Annotated in this window: 22 protein-coding genes and 2 pseudogenes; 12 read left to right on the forward strand and 12 right to left on the reverse strand. The window is 64.9% G+C overall.

The genetic code is table 11. The features are described 5' to 3' along the window. Positions 1-29: 29 nt before the first annotated feature. On the reverse strand, positions 30-296 hold the full coding sequence (locus KXR53_RS32435) for a manganese catalase family protein (RefSeq protein ID WP_437379750.1): 267 nt from the start codon (positions 294-296) through the stop codon (positions 30-32). 1,281 nt (positions 297-1,577) lie between these two features. Between KXR53_RS32435 and KXR53_RS32440 the strand changes: the two genes are divergently transcribed. Beyond that, a complete protein-coding gene (locus KXR53_RS32440; protein ID WP_437379751.1) occupies positions 1,578-2,609 on the forward strand; it encodes a sigma-70 family RNA polymerase sigma factor in 1,032 nt (343 codons plus the stop codon). Between the two features lie 946 nt (positions 2,610-3,555). On the opposite strand, the gene KXR53_RS32445 is transcribed toward KXR53_RS32440, so the two are convergent. After that, the gene (locus tag KXR53_RS32445; RefSeq protein ID WP_437379752.1) at positions 3,556-4,461 is read right to left on the reverse strand and encodes an NAD(P)/FAD-dependent oxidoreductase; all 906 of its coding nucleotides are present in this window, start codon (positions 4,459-4,461) and stop codon (positions 3,556-3,558) included. 519 nt (positions 4,462-4,980) lie between these two features. Here KXR53_RS32445 and KXR53_RS32450 point away from each other — a divergent pair. Both KXR53_RS32450 and KXR53_RS32455 read left to right on the forward strand, forming a co-directional pair. Next, positions 4,981-5,160, forward strand: coding sequence for a CBS domain-containing protein (locus tag KXR53_RS32450; RefSeq protein ID WP_437379753.1), 180 nt, complete (start codon positions 4,981-4,983; stop codon positions 5,158-5,160). Continuing rightward, positions 5,160-5,327 (forward strand): CBS domain-containing protein, encoded by a 168-nt coding sequence (locus KXR53_RS32455; protein WP_437379754.1) that lies wholly within the window; start codon positions 5,160-5,162, stop codon positions 5,325-5,327. The genes KXR53_RS32450 and KXR53_RS32455 overlap by 1 nt, the downstream gene beginning before the upstream one ends. A gap of 241 nt (positions 5,328-5,568) precedes the next feature. Here the strand turns inward: KXR53_RS32455 and KXR53_RS32460 are convergent, their stop codons facing one another. Beyond that, a complete protein-coding gene (locus KXR53_RS32460; RefSeq protein ID WP_437379755.1) occupies positions 5,569-6,123 on the reverse strand; it encodes a DUF1003 domain-containing protein in 555 nt (184 codons plus the stop codon). Positions 6,124-6,502: 379 nt separating this feature from the next. Continuing rightward, positions 6,503-8,344 (reverse strand): AI-2E family transporter, encoded by a 1,842-nt coding sequence (locus KXR53_RS32465; protein WP_437379756.1) that lies wholly within the window; start codon positions 8,342-8,344, stop codon positions 6,503-6,505. A gap of 419 nt (positions 8,345-8,763) precedes the next feature. Between KXR53_RS32465 and KXR53_RS32470 the strand changes: the two are divergent. The 7 genes and pseudogenes from KXR53_RS32470 to KXR53_RS32500 form a co-directional block, all read left to right on the forward strand. Beyond that, a pseudogene (locus KXR53_RS32470) lies at positions 8,764-8,913 on the forward strand (IS5/IS1182 family transposase); the annotation flags it as partial. 359 nt (positions 8,914-9,272) lie between these two features. Then, positions 9,273-9,773, forward strand: coding sequence for an RNA polymerase sigma factor (locus KXR53_RS32475; RefSeq protein WP_437379757.1), 501 nt, complete (start codon positions 9,273-9,275; stop codon positions 9,771-9,773). 136 nt (positions 9,774-9,909) lie between these two features. Beyond that, positions 9,910-10,701: a Crp/Fnr family transcriptional regulator gene (locus KXR53_RS32480; RefSeq protein ID WP_437379758.1), complete on the forward strand. Its 792-nt coding sequence runs from the start codon at positions 9,910-9,912 to the stop codon at positions 10,699-10,701. A gap of 28 nt (positions 10,702-10,729) precedes the next feature. Then, a complete protein-coding gene (locus tag KXR53_RS32485) occupies positions 10,730-11,044 on the forward strand; it encodes a hypothetical protein (RefSeq protein ID WP_437379759.1) in 315 nt (104 codons plus the stop codon). A gap of 354 nt (positions 11,045-11,398) precedes the next feature. Then, complete coding sequence (locus KXR53_RS32490) at positions 11,399-11,650, forward strand: hypothetical protein (RefSeq protein WP_437379760.1); 252 nt, start codon at positions 11,399-11,401, stop codon at positions 11,648-11,650. 886 nt (positions 11,651-12,536) lie between these two features. Further along, positions 12,537-13,301, forward strand: coding sequence for a hypothetical protein (locus tag KXR53_RS32495; protein WP_437379761.1), 765 nt, complete (start codon positions 12,537-12,539; stop codon positions 13,299-13,301). A gap of 81 nt (positions 13,302-13,382) precedes the next feature. Then, positions 13,383-14,081, forward strand: a complete 699-nt coding sequence (locus KXR53_RS32500; protein ID WP_437379762.1) for a glutathione S-transferase family protein — start codon at positions 13,383-13,385, stop codon at positions 14,079-14,081. Between the two features lie 96 nt (positions 14,082-14,177). On the opposite strand, the gene KXR53_RS32505 is transcribed toward KXR53_RS32500, so the two are convergent. After that, positions 14,178-15,320 carry an FUSC family protein gene (locus KXR53_RS32505; protein ID WP_437379763.1) on the reverse strand — a complete coding sequence of 381 codons (1,143 nt, stop codon included), beginning with the start codon at positions 15,318-15,320 and terminating at the stop codon, positions 14,178-14,180. A gap of 256 nt (positions 15,321-15,576) precedes the next feature. Between KXR53_RS32505 and KXR53_RS32510 the strand changes: the two genes are divergently transcribed. After that, on the forward strand, positions 15,577-17,193 hold the full coding sequence (locus tag KXR53_RS32510; RefSeq protein ID WP_437379764.1) for an FAD-dependent monooxygenase: 1,617 nt from the start codon (positions 15,577-15,579) through the stop codon (positions 17,191-17,193). Between the two features lie 204 nt (positions 17,194-17,397). Continuing rightward, a pseudogene (locus KXR53_RS32515) lies at positions 17,398-18,269 on the forward strand (Tn3 family transposase); the annotation flags it as partial. Positions 18,270-18,410: 141 nt separating this feature from the next. Here the strand turns inward: KXR53_RS32515 and KXR53_RS32520 are convergent. The 7 genes from KXR53_RS32520 to KXR53_RS32550 all read right to left on the reverse strand — a co-directional run bounded on the left by KXR53_RS32520 (position 18,411) and on the right by KXR53_RS32550 (position 26,069). Further along, positions 18,411-19,016 (reverse strand): exopolysaccharide biosynthesis protein, encoded by a 606-nt coding sequence (locus KXR53_RS32520; protein ID WP_437379765.1) that lies wholly within the window; start codon positions 19,014-19,016, stop codon positions 18,411-18,413. 50 nt (positions 19,017-19,066) lie between these two features. Continuing rightward, entirely contained in the window at positions 19,067-20,101 is a 1,035-nt protein-coding gene (locus tag KXR53_RS32525) for a TerC family protein (RefSeq protein ID WP_437379766.1), read from the reverse strand. A gap of 986 nt (positions 20,102-21,087) precedes the next feature. After that, positions 21,088-22,227, reverse strand: a complete 1,140-nt coding sequence (locus KXR53_RS32530; protein WP_437379767.1) for a succinylglutamate desuccinylase/aspartoacylase family protein — start codon at positions 22,225-22,227, stop codon at positions 21,088-21,090. A gap of 2 nt (positions 22,228-22,229) precedes the next feature. Next, on the reverse strand, positions 22,230-23,231 hold the full coding sequence (locus KXR53_RS32535) for an oligopeptide/dipeptide ABC transporter ATP-binding protein (RefSeq protein WP_437379768.1): 1,002 nt from the start codon (positions 23,229-23,231) through the stop codon (positions 22,230-22,232). After that, on the reverse strand, positions 23,228-24,241 hold the full coding sequence (locus KXR53_RS32540) for an ABC transporter ATP-binding protein (protein WP_437379769.1): 1,014 nt from the start codon (positions 24,239-24,241) through the stop codon (positions 23,228-23,230). The genes KXR53_RS32535 and KXR53_RS32540 overlap by 4 nt, the downstream gene beginning before the upstream one ends. Further along, the gene (locus tag KXR53_RS32545; RefSeq protein ID WP_437379770.1) at positions 24,238-25,131 is read right to left on the reverse strand and encodes an ABC transporter permease; all 894 of its coding nucleotides are present in this window, start codon (positions 25,129-25,131) and stop codon (positions 24,238-24,240) included. The genes KXR53_RS32540 and KXR53_RS32545 overlap by 4 nt, the downstream gene beginning before the upstream one ends. Continuing rightward, on the reverse strand, positions 25,128-26,069 hold the full coding sequence (locus KXR53_RS32550) for an ABC transporter permease (protein WP_437379771.1): 942 nt from the start codon (positions 26,067-26,069) through the stop codon (positions 25,128-25,130). The genes KXR53_RS32545 and KXR53_RS32550 overlap by 4 nt, the downstream gene beginning before the upstream one ends. Positions 26,070-26,078 lie beyond the last annotated feature (9 nt).

Genomic DNA, 26,078 nt, shown 5'->3' on the forward strand with positions numbered 1-26,078 from the left:
ACCCCGGCTCGTCCTAAAGTCACATCGCGTTAGGCCTTGGGACGCGCATCCTCCAGGTTCAGGGCCACGGCCGTCGCCGGAATCTTGATGTGGCCGCGCTCCTCGGTCGCGGTGTTCAGCAGCATATTGCAATACTTGACGGGACCGCGCGCACCGAAGGCCTGGAACTTGTACTGCATCGCGACGCGGATCTCGCCCTCGACCCCGCCGATCGCCTGCTGGAGCGCGCGGGCGAACACCGGGTTCGGCGTGACCACCCGAACCGGGAACTGCAGCTTTCCGTCGCTGTAGGACATGGCCGTTCTCCTGGTATGTCATTGGAAATGGACCGTCGGTCCAGAGACTCAGTACGGGAAGAGGTTCGGCGCCAGCCGGGTGATGAAACTCGAGAACGCGGAGCGCCCGGGCCGCTGGCGTTGGCGAGCAGCCAATCGCGGCTGTCACCTCACCGTGGGTTATGCAGAAGGCGGCCGGGACGACAATCGGGCGGCGCTGCAGGATTGGTCATCGGCCTGCCCGTTGCACAGCGTCCAGGGCAACGACGTCGGGGCTCGGGTCGGACGCCAGTGCCGCGAAGTTTCGCGCTTGGCCGACGGCTCGGGCTGCGCGGCGAACGAGGCCGCACACCGATCGATGTCTAGCTCATGAGCCCCTGGCCGCGTTCGCGAAGCCGGGGTTCCGAACGGATCGCCGCAAATCACGGTCATCGGGTCGCAGTCGCTAGCTCCGGCCGACAACTTTGCCCGGAAATGGGGGATCGACACATGATTCTGCGCCCGCAATCGCTGGTGCAGCTCAGCAGGAACAGGCAGATTATCGCTGCCGGCTGGTGCGTGTCGCATGGACTGGCCTCGCGGAGGTTTTCGATCGTTGATTGCCGAGAGCGGTTTGCGAGCCAATACCGGCTCACCCCTCCGAAGTTCCCCCCGCCATCCCTTGACAACGAAAATATCGGATCCGCTTTGAGACGGGACCAGACGAATGCCGGGCGTTCTGTTCGGTGGATGCACGCGATCCAACGATCCGGGTAACGGAGGCTCGAACTAGCTAATCACGCCAGCGCCGCCGCAGTCGGCGGACCGCCAGGACATCTCGGGTCGGGCGCGACATTTCCCGAGGCGCTGCGGATCTAGGTAGCAACAGAGGCGACCGTTCCCCATCGAGGCGCGAGCCGAGGCCCAGCATGGGCCGGAGCGCTCGGCGCGCCGGTCCGTGCGGCGCGCATTCCTCAAGCCCCAATCCGAATCGGTGGCCGATCGACAGACTGGACGACTACGCATCTCGCCAGGTGAATTGCAGGTGGCGCAGGTGTCCTATAAATCGCCGGCCGAACCCGTGGGCCACGCCCAGCGACAGGCCGAAGACTTGGCACCCGGATGACAATTTCACTTAGATCTGGGACGAGATTTCATATATCTACGGAATTTAACATTTCTATAATACAAATAATATAGTCAAAAATCGTGATGGGTCAAGACCACCACGAGCCATTCTGATTTTTTATCATCCGCCTTTGCCATTACGGAACGCACGCTGCCCTGCGCCCCGTTGCCCTTCGTGTATGAATGGAGGGTAAGATGGCAGAGATTTCGCCGACGACGAGGCAGACTTTCATCGCGGAGGTCCTGCCACACATAGCCGAACTGCGCCGCTATGCCTACGCGCTGACCCGGAACTGCGCGGATGCCGACGATCTGCTTCAGGACACTATGGCGCGGGCCTTGGTCAAGCTTCACCTCTGGGAAGCAGGAACGCGCATGGTGCCCTGGCTGACCGTGATGATGCGGAACATCTGCCGATCGGCCTACGGCCGGGCGTGGAGCAAAGTCCAATGGTGTGAGCTCGCAGAGTTCGACTCGGTCGCGCCCGCCCCGCAGCTCGACACGATCGAGCTGAAGGAAGCGGGCGAGCTCTGGTCCAGGATGCCGGACCATCATCGCGAGGTGCTCGAAATCGTCGCCCTCGACGGCCTGTCTTACGAAGATGCGGCGGACCGCCTGAAGATCCCGGTCGGCACGGTCCGGTCGCGCCTGTCCCGGGCGCGGGACTCACTGAGGGCCGCTGTCATAAGAGACGAGGTGAGCGGCAGGACGCTCGCGCAAATTCCTGGCCTGGAACGGCGGAGGCCTCCAGCTCTCGGGCGGACCAACCGCCAGGCGTTCGAGCCGGCCGATCGGCTGAGGGACCGAAAGGACCTATTACCTCGTGTCAGCCAGCGTGTGATGCTCGTTGAAGACGACTTCTGGCTGGCGGGGGTGCTCGAAAAATTCGTTCGGGAGGTTGGGCTCGAAGTCGTCGGGCCCGTGGGCCGGTTGCAGGACGCGATCGACCTGGCGACCTCGGAGCCGATCGACGCGGCCGTGCTGGACATCCGGCTCGATCGTGACACGGTCTATCCCGTCGCGGATATCCTCGAAGGCAAGGAAATTCCCTTCGCCTTCGTGACCGCCTTGGCCGTGTCGGACACACAGGGGGTCCACCAAGGCAGGCCAATCTGGAACAAGCCGATCGACCGACGCCAGTTCCAGCGAGACCTCAGAGTTCTCCTCGAAGGTCCCGCGATCCACCCCGTCAATGGACGAGGTCTTCACTGCGAAGAACCCATTTAAGCGCAGTCGACGGCCACACCGGCGGTCCCGGCAGCACAATGAACGGCCAGCGTATGCTTGATTGGAAGACGTACTCGAAGGGCGATCGATCCGAGCAGGAGGACACGGCACTGCGGTTTGTGAATTATGCGAGCGGGAGAAGCGTGGGAGTCTGTGCTCTGACGAGATCGTTCGATGCCACTCCTCACCACTCGTCGCTTGAATAGCCAGCCAAGGCGGAGCCCCTCCGCGAGGTGAGCCTGACGCTTTGTAGGAACGGGTGGCTTCTGGCCTTTTCGGGAAGTCGAGCGGATGAGTTCCCAGGCCACTTCCGAGACGGCGTCTCATGGCCCATTCGGCCGCGTCAAGGTCCTTGGCGACGATGGCTTCGAAGACAGCGGCGCGCGGCATTTCGCACCAGTGCCGGATCAGCAATTCCATGTAGGCCTTGTGCAGCACCGGGTAGATAGGGCTGCGCGGGAACCGATAGAGCAAAGCGTGGAAGGCAACTTCTGTATCGTAGAAGTCTCGGTATCGCCGATCGCCGCGCGAAGGTTCCGCTCGAGGGCCGCGCCTAACTCTCCGATGTCCTCCCTCCTCACGTCCCCGCGGCGACGCGCGCGAGCCCGCTCTCGATGAAGATGCGCGTTTCGAATTAGTTGCCGACGCCCTCTTCATCATGAAGGGGATGTCTGACGAACTGGCCGACCGTGTCGAGGGCACGGTCGCGGTTAGGTGCAACGCGCCGCGGGGCTTTCGTCCGGACCTTCCCTGCCTTCCCCCACTAGTGGGTTCGGAAGCGGGTCGATGAAGATCATAATAGACTCGAGGGCTAGGGACCGGCCTGGATGCAGTCCAGTCCCCGGACTGCACCTACACCGATCGCGGCGCCCTCGCCTGAGGACGCCGGGGCCCGCGATCCAATAATTCGCCGCCGAAGTCCTATCCCAAGATCATCGCAGACGAGTCACGACGTCTGTGCGGCGGTACTCGTTTCCGTGCCTCGAAACTGCCGCAGTTCATTGTGAATGTCGGTCGCCGCCAAAGCCGCGTGCCCAAACCCAACTGCGATCTGATTGAGAGCCCTGACCAAGTCTCCGATAGCGTAGACCCCATCCACCGACGTCTCCTGGTGCTCATTGACCAGCACATAACCCTCCCGGTCCTGTTGCGCATCGAGGGCCGACGCCAGTTCCGAGCGCACCGTGCACCCCAGGGCGGCATATAGCACGTCAATCTGGCGTGACTGAGCATTGAGGGTCACGGTGAATCCGCGCTTGCCAGCGGCGAGACCCTCGACCGAGTCGGAAATCTCGATACCCTTCGCCAATGCCTGCAGGCGCAGAGCGGACATACCACCGCTCGGAGGGCTGCACAGGACGAGCAAGTGCGGCGTGTAATGCCGCAGAAACAATGCCTCGCGCAAGGCCTTTGCTTCCGGACCGAGCACGGCCACCTTCCGTCCAATCACCTCATATCCGTCACATACCGGGCAGAGCCGAACGGTTCCGACCGCAATCAACTTGTTCAAATCGGGAATGTCAGGTACGGCATCCACAATTCCGGTGGCGAGAATGATGCGACGGCAGACCGTCACCCCCGCGGTGGACCGAACCTCGAACGCGTCACCGGCACGCCCGATACTTTGCACGTGCCCGTCGATAATTGCCGCACCGAATTTGAGCGCCTGCCGGCGTATGCGTTGCAGCAATGCGGGCCCGCTTATTCCGGCGGGATAGCCCGGACAGTTGTGGCTTTTGGCGATCAATTTCGACCGGGAGTCGCCGGCATCAAAGACGGTCACCCGGCGTCGGAACCGGCTGAGGTACACGGCGGCGGCCAGCCCGGCCGGACCGCCTCCGACGATAACCACCTCAGAACAATCTTTCATATGATCGCGCACGAGGCTTCAGGGTGGCAAAGAGACCGTCCAAGGGTGATCGAGGGTCGTCGGGAAGGTCATCCGTGTGAGAGGTTCGGAATAGCTCAACCAGCCGCTTCAATCTGCAGTGACCCCAGTAAACGCCCGGCCAAACCTGGACGTTCCGTGGTTGCGCAAATAATCCGGCGTTCGATCGCGATCGGGCTTTTACCTCGTGCCGCACAATCTTGTGCCGGCAGAGGTTCCTTTCCTGTTCGTCTTGATTGCCCTCGGAGTTGCAGCGTCGCTAGCGCTGGTCGGGTTGCTCATGGGCGCGGTTCTGGCCGCGCGTGACCCAGAGGGCGGACAGGTTGCGTTACTGCCGAGATCAAGCGCATCCCCAGGGGAACTGGCTGCTGGGACGCGGACGTTGACACCGGAAGCGGGTCGTACCGGGAGCTTCCGACGCTATGCCACCCCGTATCCGCAGGACAGCATCCGCCGCGCGGCGCAGATGATGGCGAGCTAAACGTGGGCTCCTTGCCGGTGTGTGACGGCCAGCGGCTGGTCGGCATGATCACCGACCGTGACATCACCGTCCGCGCCGTCGCCGCGGGCCTCGACCCCGAGAACGCGAAGGTCTCGGACGGCATGTCCGAGGACGTGCGCCGGTGCTGGACGGATGACGACGTGGAGGAGGTCTCGGTCTAATGGGCGAGACCCAGATCCGGCGCATTCCGGTGATCAACGCCGACAAGCAGCTGGTCGGTATGGTTTCGCTCGGCGACCTGTCGACCAAGCACGCTCCTGGCGCGGCGGAGACGCTGGAGGAGGTCTCAACCCCGTCCGCGCCCGACAACAGTGGCAAAAAAGGGTGAGCGGGGCTGTCCTCTCGGGGCTGTCATTAAAATGAGCCCGTAGCCGCCGGTGCCAGTCCCAGCCACGGAGATCTGGGCTCGGGCTCCAGGGGCTGATGAGATCGTGCGCGACGAAGCCGATGAGCGGATCCCGGCGAGCGCCGGGGCCTGCCTGAGAATGATGACCGACCGGCTCGATCTCGCGAGGCGCCAGCCGCTCGCAAGCACGATCTGGACTACGCCTGCACGTACATGGAACGTATCAATCGCCAGACCTCTCGATCTCATCCAGAACTGCATCAGGAGATACATCTCTTTTGATTTCTTCCATCTCTGGGGCGACGCCTGTTTGAGTCCCCAGCTGCTTCGCCATGTCGGAGAGGAGCGTCGCGATCTTTGTGAGTTCGTGCTCGGCCAGAAGACTGATCTGTAAATCGAGATCTGCTCGCTTATCAGCAGCAGCGGCCATGCGATTCTGCGAGATAAGGACAAATGTAGACAGAAAGATCGCCTCGACGGACGCAATCATTGCCAGAACAACAAAGGATTCGTCCCATACCGGAACGCCTTGTATGAAATGTAAATTCGCTGCTATCCAAAACCCAAAGGCAGCGAGATGGATGAACACGAAAGACATACTTCCAGTGAACTTGGTAATCTTATCAGCCACCCGTTCCTGCCACGATGCGGACTGCTCCTCTGCGGTTCTTCGTTGCTGCAGGGCAGCTATATTTCGGTCAAGAACCGGCGCAAGACCATTTAATGGGGGTGGTCGATAGGTTGGCCCCGTGACGTTCTCCTTAATCGGCGTGTTCATCAGCCACCTCGGGTCTGTCGCGAGTGCAAACCGAAGGCCTCGCATTTCAAACGCTGTTGAGCGAAGACGATTGAACTAGTCGCGGCGGAGTGCCGGAACTCAGCAACGAGACGTCYAGAGGGTCGCGGAGGCATTCCCTCCATTGGTCCCTTTGAGTTTCCAGCGAAGCGCCCAGAGGCAACGGCGACACGTCGCTGAGCGTTCCAGGTCATGGCTCAGCCGGGCGCGCTTTCTTCTGCGGCAGTTTCGGCCAGGTGGAGCAGGCGCTGATCTACGACGAGCAGGTCGAGGTCACGCCGAACCATCCGCCCGCGCAAGCAGGTGCTGGACGCAAATGAGCGAAGAAGCTCGAAAAGCGGAAGAAAGGCGGGGCTGAGGCTCAGGCAGCGGCGATGCCCGACGGCGCCGGCAGAGACTCGCTCTCCGTCTCCCCACCGCCGCCGTTTCCGGCCGGTTCCGACGTCCACTGGGTTACAGCCGCGACGACAGCGGTGAGACCCCGGACGAGGATGGTGTGCGCCTCCAGCCCGTCCGGCATCTCCCCGGAGAGCTCTCGCGGCCCGAGCAGGCCGACCACCAGCACCGCATCCGGCCCGATGCGCCGGCGCACCCGCCGGATAAGCCGGATCAGTTGGTGCTCGGTGACGCTGCCGACGTGGGCCATCACTACCACCCGAGTGTCGATCGCCCCGGGCACGGCCCCGCCGCGTTCGCCATAACGGCACGCAATGCCCTTTTCGGCCAGGAGCTGGCCGACCATCAGCGCCGCCGCCTGGTCCAGCTCGTCCCGCGCGCCAAGGCACAGCACAGCGGAGGGCGTCTCCTGTTCGTCTTCGTCGAGATCCGCGACCGCCGCCAGGATGCCGCTCCAGACCGCGGCGCGCTGGGGACCGTCCAGCGCTCCCCGCTGCCGGTCGGCCTGGGCCATGTGAATCGCCGGCAGGATCATGCTCTCGAACAGCGCTTGCCGCGACTGCCCCTGCAGCCCGCTTTCGGCCAGCTCCGACGCCTCCAGCGGATCGCCGGCCAGGATGCGCTGGTAGAAATGCGCCTCGGGCGTCAGCGCCGGCGTACTGCCCAGCAGCACATCCAGGAAGCCGAACTGCGGCACATGCCGGCCCAGCACGGCCAGGCAGACCGTCAGCGGAACCGCCAGCAGCAGCCCTGGAATGCCCCAGAGGGTCAGCCAAAAGATGGTGGCGAACAGAACGGCGAAGGGCGACAGGCCTGTGCTCCCGCCATACAGCAGCGGCTCCCCGACATTGACGGTGATCAGGTCGAGCACCACGAAGAGCGCGATCGTCTCCAGCGGCATCAGCCAGCCGGGATCGACGGCGAAGGCCAGGATGGTCGGCAGCAGCGCGGCGGCGATGGTGCCGACCAACGGAATGAAGCGCAGCACCGCGGACAACAGGCCCCATAACACCGGGTTGGGCACGCCGATGACCCAGAGGCCGATCCCGAAGGCTGCGCCGTAGACGAAGTTCAGCATCGCTTGCGCCAGCAGGAAGCGACTCAGCCGCTGCGCCGCGTCGTCCATGGCCGCGGTGGCACGGGTGAGATCCTTGGATCCGAGCAGCCAGATCAGCCGGTTCCGCAGATCCTCCCGCTCCAGCAGCATGAACACCGAGAAGACCAGGACCACGCCAATGATGGCGAACGGCTCGATCAGCGGGGAGCCGACCTCCCATGCCAGCTGGATCGGCGTCAGGGCCGGCGGCACCAGCTGCACCGGGACCGGCTTTCCCTGCGCGCCCTCCATGCCCATCGGCGCCGCCGCGGCCCGTTCGGCCGCCTCCTCCGACAGCCGGGCCACCATCGTCATCAGGCGGTCGATCAGCCCACCGCCCGGTGCAGCCTCCTTGATCGACTGGATCTTCGCCTCGAGGTTGCTCTGGTATCGCGGCAGGTTGCCGGCCAGGTCGATCGCCTGGCTGGCGACCAGCACGATGAAGACGACCGCCGCGATCGACAGGACGACGATCACCACCAGCACGGCCGGGGTCCGCGGCAGGCCCAGTTTGCGCAGCTGAAACACCACCGGGGCCATGGCGAAGCTGATCAGCATCGCCAGTGCGAACGGGATCAGCACGTCGCGGCCGAAATACAACGCCGCCGTTGCCGCCAGAATCAGCAGAATGCCGCTGGTCGAGGACAGCGCGCCGATCTTGTCGGTCAGCGGAGTGAGGCTACGGGAGGATCGGCCGGGTTCGGGCAGCATCTGGGCATGGACGAAAGCCTGGGGCGGGAAGGGAACGTGACAGCCCGACCGGCGGTTCCCGGCGGATCATTCCCCGCGGACGCCGACCGTCGGTCGCCTGGACTCACCCATGGGCCATGGTCCCTAACGCCAGGGTCAGCGCATTAGGATGCGCGAGTGGCGCCGTTCCCGCCTCAAGACCCGACATCGCGGTGGAGGCCCCCCAAGCGAATGCCCTTCGGGCAACTGGTCCCGACCCTGCCCGACCCCAAACGGCACGGCCACAGTTATGCAAAAGGCCTTTGCACAACTTCGCCCATCATTCCTAAAGGCCACTGCTCAGCGTCCGCCTCACACAGTCGTCGTTGCTGGCGGAGTGAAGTCCTGATTCAGTCCTCCTGGGCAGAGGAGGACGCAGCGATGATGGGCGACGGACGGTGATGCAGGAGGCGCTGTTCTACGGGTTCAACCTCGAGCGGCACGTCCCGGCCGATCACCTGCTCCGCTCGATCGACCGGTTCGTCGACCTGGCCGGCATCCGCGCGCATCTGCGGCCGTTCTACAGCGAGATCGGGCGACCTGATCAAGACGGACGCCAAGAAGCAGCGCTCGGCCGAAGGATCGGAGGCGGTGTGCGTTCAGACGAGGGCATGCTGTTCACCATCAGTGGTGTTATAGCGAGATCCCGTCCCGACACGCGGAAAGCCCCGATCGGCATTCCCCCTTTGGCTGGGCGGCTCGGCCGCACCATCAATTGATAACGTAGGCAGAGCCTTCGGAGAGATTAACCTATGTTGGCTTCTATTTGTATCTAATTGATTATTTGGCCATTTCCGAATGCATTCTCAAAGTATCGGTGTTCTGCCCGTTGGTATGGAAATTTCTCTATGGAACGCAAGAAAATCAGCGCTGTTTATAGCATCACATCGATTTACCCAGGGAGGTAATTGTGGAGCAGGCCGCAAACTCGACCGACCGCTGCTTCGATTCAACTGTTATGCCTCACGTCCCAGATCTCAGGCGCTATGCCCTGTCTCTCACCCGTAACCAGGCTGATGCTGATGATCTTGTCCAAGACACTCTCCTCCGGGCGTACGTAAAACTGCATTTGTGGCAGCCGGGCACCAATATGATTGCTTGGCTGGTTGTGATGATGAGGCGACTATTTCTGTCCAATTTCGTCCAAGGCCTTCGCAATGATATCCAGATTGTAACGATTGAGGATTTCGACCACCCCTGCGATGGCAGTCAGGAACAACGCGTCGAACTGAACGAACTCTATATTCAATGGCGGCGGCTTACAGCAGACCATCGGGAAGTGATCCGGCTGGTTGCTGTCGAGGAGGCCTCGTATGAGGAAGCCGCCATCTGTCTCGGTCTTCCGGTTGGAACGATTCGGTCTCGACTCCACCGTGCCCGCGAGGCGCTTCGGTCTCAAGCGCTCGGCTAAGCACGAGCCGAAGGACCTTGCAGCATTGGCCGGGCTATGTCCCGGGACTGCTGCCCAATGTTGACTGCACCTCTGGCGTGTTTCCTCACCGGTCGAACCAGTCGGGGCCTGCACCTGTTCTCGTGCTAGCTCCGCGATGCTGATCGTGTCGCACCACCGTACCGATCGATTGGATAAGGCCATGCCGGACTCATCACGATTTGCTCTGCACCGGGACGAGATTTCGGAGACCTTGGCACGAGGTGAGCGGAAGATCGCTGCATTGCCCGGTCTTCAGTCGCGCACGCTCCCAGCCGGCACAACACTCATCAGGGAAGGCCTGGCTCACGACTACGTCTATCGGATGCGAAGCGGCTGGGCGGGGCGTGTCCGCAGGACGCCTGATGGCCGCAGCCAATACATCCTGATCTTTCTTCCAGGTGATCTGTTCGCGGTGAAGAGCATGTTCGTCTCCACACACCCCGATGCGGTCGAGATCATGTCGGACGCTGTTGTGGAGCGGATTCCGTACCAGGAGCTGCGCACGGCCTATGAATCGGACGCTGACATCGCCACGCGATGTATTTGGCAGGTCATAGAGGAGGAGCGCCGGCTCCATAATTGGATCGTCGGGCTGGGGCGCGGCAATGCAGAGGAGCGGCTCGCATTCTTCCTGACTGAGATTCGCAGCCGTCTCGTTCTTTCCGGAACGATTGCTCCGGGCACCTTGGCCTTCGATCTGCCGATGACTCAGCTGCAAATGGGTGACTACCTCGGCCTCTCAACGGTGCACATAAACCGGACCTTGAAGTGGTTCCGCGAGACCGGGGTCGCCATCAAGCGCGGTCGAAGGGTCGTCATCAAGGATGAGAAGGCGCTCGCAAGCCTGGCTTTCCCGTTGTCGGATGATCACGAGCGGGCGGCCTTGCGGCTTGTGGCTCGCGCCTGACGTTGCTCTCGACCCGGAGGTCAGCGCTATGGGGCACGGGAAAGCCGAAACGGACCCCTCGTCGGTTCGACTGGAGCATGATGCCGCCGCCCAAGCGGCGTTGATGCTCCTCGAGAGCGTGATTCTTGTCCTTCTGAATAACGGGATCGTGAGTCGACTTCAGATCGTCGAAGCGATCGAGATGGTGATTGAAGCAAAGCGTGACCTCGCCGAAGACGGAGTTCACCCAAAGGTTTCGTTAAGAGCGGCTGGGATGCTCAGCATCATCGCGAACAGCATTGCTGCATCATCGCAGGGTCGGCGGCGGAAGGTGAGGCGGGCCGGCTCGCCGAAATCCTTGTAGCAACGGTATCACGCGGAACTGATGGGGCAGGGTGACCTGTGGCTGCCGGAGAGCCCGTCATTTAAGCGATCCGCCGGCCCAGCCGTGGCTTCCATCCGCCGCCTTCAGCAGATGCATAGGAATGGACTCAACTTGAAGTGGGGCCGCCACCCCGAATCCATGGATAGCTATGAAGATCTTCACGTGCCAATGGAAGAATAATGATCGGAGCCTCATTAAACCAACGAGTCGCCGCGTGTCAGGTGATGTCGGAGGTCTGACGCGAATAACCTCAGATGCTAATTTTGGAGCAAATCTTATTGAAACTCGATCTCGGATGTCTTCACAGCCAATGGTCGCACCCAGGTCAACGTGGTGTGGGATCTCAAGGCCGAGGCGATCGACGAGGGCCGTAGCCTCTATACCAACCGGGTAACGGCGCACCCGACGGACGCCTTCATGGCTTTCTTGAAGGAGCACGGCCTTTCCTATGAGGAGGCGGCCAACGCCCGCCAAGCGGCGGGCAGCGACCACAACCGTCGCGAGACCCCGCTCTTCGCCGCCAGCATCGCGCGCCGCGCAAAGGTCCGAGCGCAGGACAGAGCGAATGAGGGGAACTGTCCATGATCCCGTTGGCCGGGCGGAGGTCTCCGCCTGGCCAGGTTCCCTCTACCGGAAACTCGGGCTTGCCCATCTGCACGTCTACACCCGGAGCGGAGTTCAAGGCGGCCCTAGCCCCTCAGATGGTCATCGTTTGCCGGCCCGATCGCGCCAGATGCGGTCATTCAGTCGGCGCCCCGACAGCGGACATCGGCAAAATGCGAGAAATCCCGGCTCTTTCAGGCCGACCCGGCCCGATCAGGACGCCCGAAACCGGCCGGTTCATGAGGCACTGAACCGGACCTGACCGGACGCGACCCTAAGCGGACGATTACGGCTCGACCGGCTTCCCGAAGCTGACCCGCCACACGCACGGCGGGCCGTCGGCCATCGCTGGTTCGTGTCCGAGCGTAGATCCGCTGGATGAGCTCGATGACGAGCAATCTCACAGAGATCGCGATTGCTCCGTTGCTGAATATCTCCCTGCGTTTCGCGTTCACGGCGGCTCAGTTCTATGGTTGACCACATCCGCTCGCGGCGTCGTAGATTTGAATGGTCGCATAGCTGGCGACGGCGGCTCCGAGTCGGACATATGTCAAGGCCACTTCCGCGATTGGCCGGGTCGCCTCATCGGCGTTATGCCGCCGAGCTTCGCGAGCTCGTCCATCATCGCGCCTCACTCACATGAAGTGGCGTCCAGATGGGGCGGGTGCGACGCCGTTGACCCTAATGCCGCTCTGCACCAACTTCTTCACCAGCGAACGAGCATATTGGACAGTATTGTCATCTGACAGTCGACTGCTGTAAGCGACATTTTGCAAGAGGAGTGCCTGAGACTAGAAATCGGGCTTTCCGACGACGCGCCACGATTTGGCGGGCGGGATCAGAACTCCTAGGGACAGGGCGCGCAGACATGTCAGCCATCGAAATCGGATTGATCGTCTTTGCCTGTGTTTTTGGTGGCAGCCTCGTCGGGGCCTTCGTCCGCCCGGCACTGCCGCCGCATCACCTGAGCGAGGAGTCGAAGGATGTCATCCGGCTCGGCATGGGACTGGTCGCAACCATGTCGGCCCTGGTGCTCGGCCTGCTGATCGCATCGGCGAAGTCCTCGTTCGATGCCTGGAGGACCGGGTACAACCAGGCCGCGGTCGATTTCGTCCTGGTCGACCGGACGCTGGCGCATTATGGGCCCGAGACTCAGACCGCCCGCGACCTGCTGCGCCGGACGGTGGTATCCCTGATCGGCCAGCTCGAGCGCGCCGGCGGCCTGGAGTCCGTCCCGGCCGACGTTCCGGCGACAACGGCAGGAGGCGGGGCCCTTTACGACGAGATCGAGGCGCTCTCGCCGCAGACGGAAGAGCAGCGCGGGCTGCAGGCCCAGGCACTCCAGTCCACGGTCGACCTGGCCCGGACCCGGTGGCTTCTGGTCGAGGAACTCGCGGGCAGCTCGATTCCGATGCCGTATCTCGTGGTGCTGGTGTTCTGGCTGGCCGTGCTTTTCGCCAGCTTCGGGCTGTTCGCCCCGCCCAACGCAACCGTCGTCGTCACGATGCTGACCTGCGCGCTCTCGGTTTCAGCTGCCGTGTTTCTGATCATCGAGTTGGATCGCCCGCTCGACGGGGTGATCCGGATCTCGAGCGGCCCTCTCCACAACGTCCTTGCCCAGTTGGGACACTAAGGCCGGCCGCACACGAACGACTCCTGCTCATGCTGGTGACCGCCGGCATGGCATCGCCTACGCTCGGACCTCGGAGGTGCGATGCTCACCCTGTACTCCTATCCCGAGCTGTTCGGAGTCGCCGACAACAACGGCTACGGCCTGAAGGTCTACGCATTCCTCAAGCTGACCGGGGTGCCATTCACCCACCAGCATATCTTCGATGCGTCGAGCGCGCCGCGCGGTCAGCTGCCCTATATCGTCGACGACGGACAGACGATCGGCGACAGCGGCAGCATCATCGCGCACCTGATCCGCCAATACGGCCTGACCATCGATAGCGGGCTCACGGCCGCACAGCGCGACACCAGCCATTTGGTGACGCGCATGCTCGACGACCTCTACTGGGTGATGTCCTATTCGCGCTGGAAGGACGAACGATACTGGCCGGTGTTTCGGGATGCCCTGCTGCGGCAGCATCCCAGCCTGACCGAGGAGGGGCTGACCAAGGCCCGGGAGCACAATTTCCAGCGCTACCACTACCAGGGCATCGGCCGGTTCGCCCCCGAGGCCGCCTATGACCGCGGCCTCGCCGATCTGCAGGTCCTGGCCAATCTTCTTGCCGCCAGCGACTACCTGCATGGCGCGAAGCCGACCAGCATCGACGCGAGCGTCTACGGCTTCATCGCCAACATCCTCTTCTATCCGATCGAGACGCCGCTGAAGCAGTTCGTCGCCTCGGAGCCGAATCTGGTCCGCCACTGCTCCGTGATCCACGCCGCGATCGGCCCATCGGCCTAGAGGAAACCGCGCCTGTCGGAGACCGAAGCGCCGATGACGGCCATTCACTTCGGCATCGGGCTGATGTTGCCCGGCGACACCGTCCGGCGCACGACCTCAGCCTTTATGGCGAGACCGCCGACCCGGGCGAGCGATCTGAAGCGGCGCCAGCAGCATCGCAACCGCCAAGCCGAGCGCGCCGCCGAGCAAGGTCTCCCAGGCCCGGGCTGCGAGCAGCCAGATCGAGTGCTCGCCCGTGACAGCCAGCGTGACGACGAGCGTGAAGGCATAAGCCCCGCAGGCGATATCGTATCGTTCGGGGAGAGCCATCGCGTAGATGATCATAGCAAGAGCGGCCGCGGCCCAGATCAAGAGCGGCGCGTCGACGGCAACCGGCAGGCATATCAGCCCCAATGGAACGCCAATCGCGGTCCCGACGATGCGGCGGCGAATTCGCTCGATCGTTCCGGCGGGCGAGTTGGTCACGACATAGGCGCACGCCGTGATGGCCCAGGCGGATTCGGCGAGCCCGACCCGGTCATTCAGGATGACGATGACGAGGGCGGCAACCGCTGCCTGAAGGCCGGCGACGAACTCCGGCGAGACGCCGCCCCAGCCGCCGACCGAGACAGAGGCCGCCGGCGCAGGCACCGGGCGCTCGGCGGGACCGCTCAGAACACGCGGGACGATGGCCGCCAGCGCCGCGAGCGCGGCGGCGGCCCCGACCGTCGCGAGGTCCACATCCGTCAGCCCGGCGCCATAGGCAAGGAGCTGGCCGATGAAGATCTGCGACCCGATCCCAGCCCCCAGGACGCCGAAGCGCTTCAGATATCCAACCAGAAACGCGCCGGTTGCGAGCGTCAGCTCCGGTCCTGTCCGGTCGATTCCCTGCAGCACTGGGCTGAGGAGGATGAAGACCGCGGCGCCCAGCGCTGCGGCAGCGCACAGCAGCAAGAGGTCGCGACTCGACTCGCCCCTGGTCGTCCGGGCTTCCGAGACGCTCGCCCACAGCGCGAAGCCGCCGGCCAGCGAGCTGAGCGACGCACCGCCGGCAAGGCCGTGCCCCACCTGCGGCATGGTCCCCAGCATCGCGGCAATCCCGTAGGCCGTGACCAGGCGCAACCCCTTGATGCGACGGTGCGCGCCCGGATCGATGGCATCCAGCGATGCCGCGAGCGGGGACAGGAACCGGAAGGATCTCCGGCCCCCGCCGCCGGACATCGGGCGGGGCTTTGACGGGCCGCGTTCGATGGAGGTCACCTGCCTTTCGTCTTCCACGGCCGCACCTAGAATCGCTCGGCACTGAACCGACCCTGTCGGGATGAGCCGCAGATCGTGAGCCAGTCTCAGGGATGTCGATGGGCTGTGCAATCGCCTCCGCCTCGCTCGCCGACCGGCCCGGCTCGCTCGTTCCCGAGATGACCATCACCGCCCGGCTGCTCGTCAACAGGATGAACGCATCGCGAATTGACGCGGCCGCCCCTGCTCCGGTCAACTTCGCGAGAGGAGGCGAACCATGGCTGACATCCTCATCGTCGGCGCAGGCCCCGTCGGCTTGACGATGGCCGCCGAGCTCGCGCGCCACGGAACCCGATGCCGGATCATCGACCGGCTCATGGCCCCTTCCCCCTATTGCCGCGCCATCGGGATAACCCCGCGGACGCTGGAGGTCTGGGACGACATGGGCATCGCCCGGGAGATGATCGATGCAGGGCTCTGGCTGGACGGGCTGCGCTCGATCGTTCATGGCCGTCCGCCGAGTGACACTCTCATCGATCTGTCCGACCTGCCCTATGCGCATCTGGGCATTCCGCAATACGAAACAGAGCGCATCCTCGCTCGCCATCTCGGCCGGTTCGGCATCGAGATCGAACGTGAGGTGACCCTGACGGGCCTGACCCAGGACGCCGACTCGGTCGCCGTGTCCCTGGACCGCGCCGGCGGCCGCACGGAGACCGCGACGTTCCGCTATGTCATCGGCTGCGACGGGGCCCACAGCGCCGTGCGCCATCATGCCGGCATAGCGTTCAAGGGCGACGCGTTCCCGATGATGTTCATGCTCGGCGACGTCCATATCGCCTGGGATCTGCCGCGCGGCCGAAGCCTCCGGGCGCTGCGCCTCGTGGAGGATGGGCCGCCGGATCTCTTCGTCGCCATCCCGCTGCCCGAGACCGGCCGTTACCGGGTGTCGATGATCGCCCCGGCGGAATTCTCCGCACCGCACGGAACCGACCACGGCATTCAATCCGAGAGGCCCGGGCCATCGCTCCGGCATCTGCAAGCGGTGGCCGACGACCTGCTGCCGGACAAGCCCACCCTGTCCGATCTGCGCTGGTCCTCGCTGTTCCGCATCAGCATGCGGCTCGCCGAGAACTACCGGCGGGATCGCGTCTTCCTCGCGGGGGACGCCGCCCATATCCATCCGCCCACCGGCGGACAGGGAATGAACACCGGCATACAGGACGCCTACAACCTGGCGTGGAAGCTCGCGCTCGTCCTGAAGGGCGCCGCGCCGGCCGCCTTGCTCGACAGCTACGAGGCGGAGCGGCGGCCGGTCGGCGCCGATGTCGTCGCCCGGACTCGCAGGGCGAGCGAGACCTACGGACGAGAGGGCGGCGCCCCGCCGGACCGCCTCGCCGACACGCAAATTCGGATCTCCTATCGAGGGACGCCGTGGGTCCGTGATCGTGCCGGCAGCACCGGCGACGGCCTGCCGTCCGCCGGCGATCGCGCACCCGATGCTGTCGGCCTGCGGCGGCCTGGTGTCGGCTTTCCCTTGCGGCTGCACGACTGCCTGCGAGGCACGGAGCACGTCCTTATCGCCCGGCCTGCCGGTGCCGACGGCAGCAGGGAGCTCGACGATCTCGCCACCTTCGCCGCCGAGATTTCCCCGCGCTGCGGTTCGTACCTGCGCGTGATCGCCATCGTCGCCGAGGCTGACCTGACCGATCGGCCGCATGTCGCGGTCTATCGCGATGCCGAGGGGCAGTTCTCGCAAGGCTACGGCGCGGTGGCGACAACGCTTCTCGTGCGGCCCGACGGTCATATCGGCTGGCGCGGCACGTCCTGGTGCGACGCGGACCTCACAAGCTACCTCGCCCAGATCATCCAGGGAGGCGCCTTCCGTAGTTGAAAGAGCACTTCGCCGGCTCGGCGAGCCGGAGCCACCGCCACCACGGCGACGGCCGTATGGCGCTGACGGCGCACAGGTCCAACACCGGCAGCGATCAGCGGCAGGTGCTTGCCGGCTTCAGTCCGGCGAACCGCGCCGCAATCCAGGCCACGGCGGCAGGTGCTGCATCTCGGGCGATGAAGGCGTGTCCCGCCCCGTCCAGACCCGGGCATCCGCTTCTACACCCATGTCTCGGACCAGCACGGATCCTACCAGTCCGTGGTGATCTCCTCGACCGGCTCCGAGGCGCCGTATGTGCTCGACGGGCTGATGCGGCACGGCACGGCGCTGAAGATCTCCGAGCACTACACCGACACCGGCGGCGCCAGCGATCACATCTTCGCGCTGAGCCACATGCTCGGCTTCCGTTTCGTGCCGTGGCTGCGCGACCTGGCCGACCGCAAGCTCGCCCCGATCGGCTCCGCCAGCCAGTATCCTGGCCTGAAGGATCTCATGGGCAAGGCGATTCGCACGGATGTCATCGTCGAGTGCTGGGACGACGCCGTGCGGACCGTGGCGTCGATCGACGCCGGCACCGTGGCGCCGTCGGAAATCCTCAAGAAGCTCGCCGCCTACCGGCGCCAGAACCGGCTCGACCTGGCCCTCCAGGAGATCGGCCGGATCGAGCGCACGCTGTTCACCCTCGATTGGCTGGAGGATCCGGGCCTCCGGCGCCGCTGTCGGTCCGGCCTCAACAAGGGCGAGGCCCGGCACTTCCTCGCCCAGGCCATCCACACCCAGCGTCAGGGCCGGATCACCGACTGCACGCTGCTCAACCAGAGCTTCCGCGCCTCCGGACTCAATCTGGTGATTGCGGCGATTGTCTACTGGAACACCGTCTACATGGAACGGGCAGCGCAGCACCTCCGCTCGGCGGGAATCCAAGCGCCTGACGACCTGCTGGCCCACGTCGCGCCGCTGGGCTGGGAGCACATCAGCCTGACCGGGGCGACTACCTCTGGGAACAGGCCGCCCATATCCCGCTCGACTACTGGCCGCTTCGCCTGCAGGACGACCTGTTTGCCGCCGCTGGCTGACTACGTTCTCGGTTTGTCCGGCGAAAGGTGCATTGGCGGAAAAACTTTGAGGTCTGCCCTCATCCCGCCAGCACCCCGCCTGGCAATCGTCTCACCGTGACAACGCCGGTGCTTCCCGCACTCTTGACGACCGGGTCCGGTTCATCCGGACCAGGCGCGCCATAGACAATCGACAGCGAACATCCCACCGACAAGGATGAAGAGACCGCCTGAGACCCCAGCGGCGACGAGCGCACCGTCCTTCTGGATCATCCCGACGGCGATGAGGAGGATGCACAGCGCGGGGGGCAGGTTGCCAAACGGAATCGGCAGCGCAATGACCAGCGCCAGAAGCAGGCATAGTGCCGCCAGTATTCGGTTGCGCGCGGCAATCCATGTGAGCCGCGGCCGCGAAAGTCTCTCCAGGCGCTCAACAAGCGACGAAGCACGTTCCGCGACGAGCCGCACGAGTGACGCGGGAAGCCGCCTCCTCGCCAGGTAGCCGGGGAGACCTCGCCCAGCCCCGAAGGCGGCCATGTGAGCGGAAACCGCGATCAAGGGAATCGATAGCACCGTCGACATGCCTGCCACGGGAAGCGGCAGCGCCTCGGGCAGGGCGACCAGAGCGAGGATCGCCGGGTGGGCGCGTTGGCCGGCGATCTCGGCGATGTCGGCCACGGCAACTTCGCCGCGTTCGGCCCGTCTGGCTAAGTGCCGTAGGACTTCCGAAGTCGGCAGAATGTTCCCGGAATGACTTTCCGATGGCATTTACAGGCCTACGACGCGGTCAAGACGCCGCGTTCCTTGGTCACGGACACTCATGCTCGATGGTCTGAGGTTCGAGCCGGAGCGTCGGATCCAATTTCTGCGGGCCCGTCGCGCTGAGCCACGTCGCGCGTCGTCCACAAGGAGTAAGCGATGCCGGCGGTGATGAGCGCGAAGGTGACGGCGAGGCTGACCGCCGGCGGGAACTTGTCCCCTTCGAGCCAAAAGTCGGCGACAAAAATCTTCGAACCGATGAAGACGAGCACCGCCGCGAGCGCATATTTGAGGTAGTGGAAGCGGTGCACCATGGCCGCAAGCGCGAAGTAGAGCGCGCGCAGGCCCAGAATGGCCATGATGTTCGACGTGTAGATGATGAACGTATCGGTGGTGATCGCAAAAATGGCCGGCACGCTGTCTACCGCGAACACGAGGTCGGCAAGATTGATCACAACGAGCGCGAGGAACAGCGGCGTTGCCGCGGTGACCAGCTTGCCTCTCTTCCTGTCCGGCACGCGCACGAAAAAACGCTGCCCGTGCAGTTCCCTGGTCACCGGCATGTGTGTCGAAATGAACCGAACCGCCGGGTTGTTCGCGACCTCCATCGGCTGGTCACCCGTGAAGAACATCTTCACGCCAGTGAAAATCAGGAACGCCGCGAAGAGGTAGAGCACCCAATAAGCCTCATTCACCAGCGCTGCACCGCCGGCGATCATCAAGCCGCGCAGTACGATCACGGCGAGAATGCCCCACAGCAGCGCCCGGTACTGGTATCGGGGCGGGATCGCGAAATAGGTAAAAATCAGGCTGATGACGAAGACATTGTCGATCGAAAGCGCCTTCTCGATGAAAAAGCCGGTGAAATACTGCATGCCCGGTTCGGGACCGCGCGCGTACCAAACCCAGGCTCCGAACAGCAGCGCCACGGCGATGTAGAAGGCCGAGAGCTTTAAGCTCTCGGCAATGCCCATTTCACGGTCCTCCTTGTGAAGAACGCCGAGATCGAATGCGGTGAGCGCTATCACGAGGCCGAGAAAGGTCAGCCAGAACCAAGCAGGCGTGCCAAGAAACTCGGCGAAGAAGAAGTCCACGGTGTCGCTCCTCTTGATCACTGATGATCGGAGCGACCGCACGTGACTGTGGCGTTGAGTGCCGGGCTGTCAGAGCATCGGATCGTTCCGATGCGGTCCGACATCACGGAGCTTCGTCAGCTTCCGCCAGAGGGGCCCGGTCCGCAACTGGCCAGATAGCTATATGTGCCGGTCAGATCAACGCGCTATCTGCCGATTTTTTTCGATAGTGACTGCGGCGTGTTGGCGCAGGGATGGTTGCACCATGAAGTGGCGGAAGCCCGACGTTCGCCCGGCGACCGTTTCGCGGCGCATACTACGAACGAGTGATGCCCCGCCTGCCCGGCTCTCAGATCCTGCCGACGGCTCCCTGAGGCCGTTTCCACGCGAGCATTCGCAAGCGCTCCGGCTGCGGCAGGCGGAGCGGCGCTTCGGCACCGCCCCCAGGGCCACACACGCCTGTTCCCGCGGACGGATCGATGACAGACCCCAGATGGCCCGGACAAGGCGATCGGAAGCGTTCTCGAGCGCCAGCCGAGCGCAGGCCAGCCGAGGGCGGCTGGGTCTGATCAGTTTCGACAGCTTTCGCGATCCATCACGCCCTGCCGATATCCATCGGCCCAGGAGCGGTGCTGGACTGTATCCGGATCATAAGGATTGCTGGGATCTGCCCACTCACGCTCACGCATAGCGGCCGTATGGCCTCCCGACCAGGCGTCGTCGTCGCATTCCTCATCAACCGACATTGCGAACCTCCCTGGCCGAGAGAGCGGCGCACGGGTCCTGCTCTGGAGGTGATCCCCTACTCGTCCGTGAGCAGCTTCCCCGTGAAATTCCCCTGCCACCGATCAGGATCCGCCCGCACTGCGCCGCCTCGCGGTCACACCGGTCGCGTCCAGGGAGTGCCGCGAGCAGGCCACGGGCGACTACGGGGCCAACGACAGACCGATCGCAGCAAGGCGGCCTGGTCGCGCAAGGTCCGCCTTCTAGTTCCTGGCGCCTGATGATCAGTCTTCGAGGAGATAGCCTCGGCGATGCGCCAACGTCTCGCGGCCTGCAACCTTGGCCAGAACCTCGTTGGCGGCGATGATCTTTCGCAACCGGCGGGTGACGACAACTCCATCGGTGCCGGCCCGGACTGCGATCCGGGCCTGACTTCCGGATAGCGCGGGGTCGACAACCTCGGCGATCACCTGGCCCCGCTTCACCTCCTCACCGAGATCGACGTGGTAGAGCAGCACGCGGAACCCCGGTGCGCGGACGACGTCGCAGGCGTCGAAGCCGGTCGCGGCGCAGGCCGGCTCCGGGGTCGGCAGGGCTTCGCTGCTTTCGAGATAACCTCGGCGAAGCAGGGCGCGGAGGATCGCCGTGGCGTCGGCGCGAGCGAGGTCGTCGCTGACATCGATGAAGCCGCGAAGCTCGACTGTGGCCGCCCGGCAGGCGAAGGGGATCGGCCGATCCGGAAAGCGCGTGGCCAGCGTCAGCCAGGGCGCCGAGCAGGCTTCCGAGAAGGTGGATCCGCCAGTCTCGCCCTGGAGGAACACGGCACGACATCCAAGGTCGGCGGCCAAATCGGAGAGATCCGGCCAGAACTGCGGCGCCACGAAGAGATGCATCAGGCCCTCGTCGTCGCAGTGCAAGTCCAGAACGAGATCGGAATCGAAGGCCTCGCGCGCCAGGAGCAGCGTCAGGGAGTCGATCGGCCGGCGGGCCACACGCCGATCGAGAATGTCGTGGATCGCCTGTCGGATGGCGGCGACATTGGCCCGTGGATCGTCGCTCAATACGTCACCCACGGCCTCAGCCACCAGCGACGAAAGATTCGGCCAGTTGCGGTTGAAGTTGGTACCGCTGGCGAGGTCGTAGCGGCCCAGATGGTCGCCATTGACGAATTGCGAGAGCCCGATCGGATTGGCGAAGGGCACCACCACGACTTGGCCGCGGATCTGCCCTCGGGCATCGGCTTCGTCGAGCTGATCCAGGAGATGGTGGATGACCAGGAGGCCGGGGGCCTCGTCGGCGTGGAGCGCGGCATGGATATAGGCCTTCGGCCGCGCTTCCGGATCGCCGTAGCGGACCACCCGGACGGTCCGGTGGGATCCCGGTCCGGCAGCGGCCAGGGGGATATCGGTGACTTGGCGCGGCATGATCAGCTCCTGGCCGGGATCGGTGTCGATAACGGGAAATGGCAGGCGAAGCGGTGGCTCTGGTCCTCCGCCGCGACTTCGCCAGGGGCCTCGCCCCGGCACCGCTGCTGCGCCTGCGGGCAGCGCGTATGGAACTCGCATCCGGGCGGGCGGCTCATCAAGCTCGGCACCTCGCCGACGATCTCGACGCGGTCGCGGACGGCGTCCGGATCGGGCTCGGGATTGGCTGAAAGCAGGGCCTGGGTGTAGGGATGGCGCGGGTGGCGGAAGATCCCGTCGGTCGCTCCCTGCTCCACGAAGCGGCCGAGATACATGATCGCCACCCGGTCGGTGATGTGACGGACGACGTTAAGGTTGTGGGTGATGATCAGGAGCGCGACACCCAGCTCGTCCTGGAGGCGCGCAAGAAGGTTCAGCACCTCGCCCTGCACCGAGACGTCGAGGCCGGCCGTGGGCTCGTCGGCGATGATCAGCTTCGGATCGAGGGCCAGCGCCCGCGCGACCCCCACCCGGCGCGCCTGCCCGCCGGAGAGCTGGTGCGGGTAGCGCCTGGCGAAGTCGGCGGGCAGCCCGACGAGCTTCAGCAGGCGCCTGGCCTCGGCATCGAGATCGCGGTCGCGGAGGCCGTGGATCTTGAACGGCTCGGTCAGCAGGGACCGGACCGTCAGCCGCGGCGAGAGCGATCCGACCGGGTCCTGGAACATCATCACCATCTCGCGCCGGACGCGGCGGCGATCGTCTCCACCGATACTTCTCAAGGACCGGTCCTGAAATCGGATCTCGCCATCCCGGACCGGGAGGAGCCCCATCAGCGCCCGCGCGATGGTCGACTTTCCCGATCCGCTCTCGCCCACAAGGCCCAGCGTCTCGCCCTCGCGGATCTGGAAGGACACGCCGCAGACCGCGTCGATGAAGGGGTCGCGAATGCCGCCGGCGAACGCGCGCAATGCGCCCATCACGCGGAAGCGGACCCGCAGGTCCTCGATCTCCAGCAGCGCGCTCATCGCCGTGCTCCGGTCTCACCGAGAAGATGGCAGCGGGCAGTGTGCGTCGCGCCCCGCGCGAGCGGAGCCGGCCTGGCGTCGTGGCATGCCGCGAAGGCATCGGGGCAGCGATCCCGGAAGACGCAGCCGCGCGGCACCGCGAGGAGACCCGGCACCTCGCCCGGGATGGTCGGCAGCCGGCGCGTCTTCTCCCGGATGCGGCCGGGGTCGCAGCGCAGCAGCGCCCGGGTGTAGGGATGGGCGGGATCGCGGAAGATCTCGCGCACCGTCCCGTACTCCACCACCTCGCCCGCATACATCACGGCGACCTCGTCGCACAGCTCCGCCACGGTGCCGAGATGATGGGACACGAAGAGGATGGAGCAGCCGACATCCCTCTGCAGCGATTTGAGGAGCCGGACGATCTGAACTTCGAGCGTGGCGTCCAGCGCCGTGGTGGGTTCGTCGGCCAGGAGCAGCGCGGGCCGCACCAGCAGCGCCATGGCGATGCAGATGCGCTGGCGCATCCCGCCCGAAAACTCGTGCGGATAGGCCCGAAGACGGCTCTCCGGATCGGGGATGCCGACCTTCCGCAGCATCTCCGCGGCGCGTTCGCGCTTGACCGCGCGCGGGCTGCCCTCGCGGTGCTGGACATCGATCATCTGGCTGCCGATCGATCGCACCGGGTTCAGCGCCGTCATTGGGTCTTGGAAGATCATCGACACGCGCGAACCGCGGAGCCTGCGCATCTCGTCCGGCTTCAGCCGCAGCAGGTCTCGCCCTTCGAACATGACGGAGCCCCCCACCACCTCCGCGTTGCCCGGCAGCAGGCCCATGACGGCATAGGCCAGGGTTGACTTGCCGCTGCCGCTCTCACCGACCATGCCGACGATGCGGCCGGGATGGACGCACAGACCGATGTTGCGCAGGGCATGGACGCGTCCGCGCGGGCTGCCGAAATCCAGCGACAGGTCGCGGATCTCCAGCAGCGGCTCGCCGGCCCGCATCGGAAGGGGATCGACGGCGCTCATAGGTCCTTCCGCAGTTTCGGGTCGAGGATGTCGCGCAGCGCCTCGCCCAGGAAGGTGAAGCCCAGGGTGGTCAGCACGATCGGGATGCCACCGGCGACCGCCGGGCTGGCCGAGCTGCGGATATAGCGATAGCCGTCGCTAAGGATGCTGCCCCAGGAGGGCGTCGGCGGGCGCACGCCCATGCCGAGGAAGCTCAAGCCGGCTTCCAGCGTGATAACGAGCGGCACGTCCATGCTGACGAGGATCAGCAGCGGCCCGATCACATTCGGCAGGACATGCACCGCGAGGATACGTGCCGTGCCCGCCCCCATGGCGCGCTCGGCGATGATGAACTCGGCGTTGCGCAGGCTGTGCGTCTGGGTGCGGACGACCCGCGCATAGATCGGAACCGAGGTGATGGCCACGACGAAGACAACGCCGGCCAGGCTGGGCCCCAGGAGCGTGATCACTGCCAGGGCGAAGATGATCACCGGAAAGGCCCGGAGCGCGTCCAGGCCCAGCAGCAGGCCGCTATCCAGCCAGCGCGGCCCGAAGCCGGCGAGCAGGCCGAGGGCGATCCCGAGGAGCAGCGCCGCCGACAGCGACGCCAGCGCGACGATCAGGGCGACGCGGCCGCCCATGACGACCCGGGACAGCAGATCGCGGCCGAGTTGATCCGTGCCCATCAGATGCGCCCAGGAGGGCGGCGCCAGGCGCGGCCCGACCATGACCTGGGCCGGATCGTAGGGCACGATGAGATCGGCGAAGACCGCGCTGCCGACCATGATCAGGACCAGCGCCAGCCCGAGCAGGCCGAGCCGGTTGCGGCACAGCTGGCGCCAGAACAGGGCGAAGGCGCCGGGATCACGCACCTCCCCTGTCGGGCTCTGCAACGGTTCGGCCATGGTCATCGCAGGCTCCCCCGCACTCTCGGGTCGAGGGCGGCGTTGACGAGGTCGGCTAGGGTGGTCGAGACGACGAAGAGCACGGTGGTGACGACCACCGTGCCCATCACCACGGGATAGTTCCGGGAATCGACGGCCTTGACGATCAGGGCGCCGATGCCGGGCCGCGCGAAGACCACCTCGACGAAGACCGCGGCCGACAGCAGATGGGCCATGCCGACGCCGAGCACGGTCACCGTCGGCAGGACGGCGAGCGGCAGGGCGTAGCGGGCGATGATGTGGCGCTCAGGCAGGCCGAAGGACCGGGCCATGCGGATATGGGTTTCGCCCAGGATCTCCAGCATCGACGCCCGGACGATGCGCGAGATGTAGCCGACCCAGCCGACGCCGACGACGAAGGCCGGCAGGATCAGGTGATGCACCGAGTCCCAGAACCCCGAGCCGGCACCGATCGCGGGCAGCCAGCCCAGCGCCACAGAGAAGATCAGGAGGGCATAGATCGCCATGACGAAGGACGGGATGGCGATCGTGCCCACGGCCAGCACGCCGATCGTCTTGTCGACCACGGAATTGCGCCGCATCGCCGAATAGCATCCGAGCGGTATGGCCACGAGGACGGCCCAGGCGATCGCCGACAGGATCAGCGCGATCGTGTAGGGCAGTTGCTCCAGGACGATGTCGGACACCGGACGGTGCAGGAAGACATCCGTTCCCATGTCGCCGCGCAGCAGCCCGCCGAAGAACCGGACGATCTGGATCGGCAGCGGATCGTCCAGCCCCATCTGCGCATGCAGCTGGGCCCTGAGCTCGGGCGTCGACCGCGGACCGAGCAGGACCGCAGCCGGGTCGCCCGGGACGGCCTGAATCATGAGGAACAGGAGCGAGACCGCGATCACGACGATCGCGGCGGCGAGCAAGGCCCGCCTGACGAGATAGAGCCACATGGCGCGGTC

Source organism: Inquilinus limosus (genome assembly GCF_051487185.1).
GTDB classification, from domain to species: Bacteria; Pseudomonadota; Alphaproteobacteria; order DSM-16000; family Inquilinaceae; genus Inquilinus; species Inquilinus limosus_F.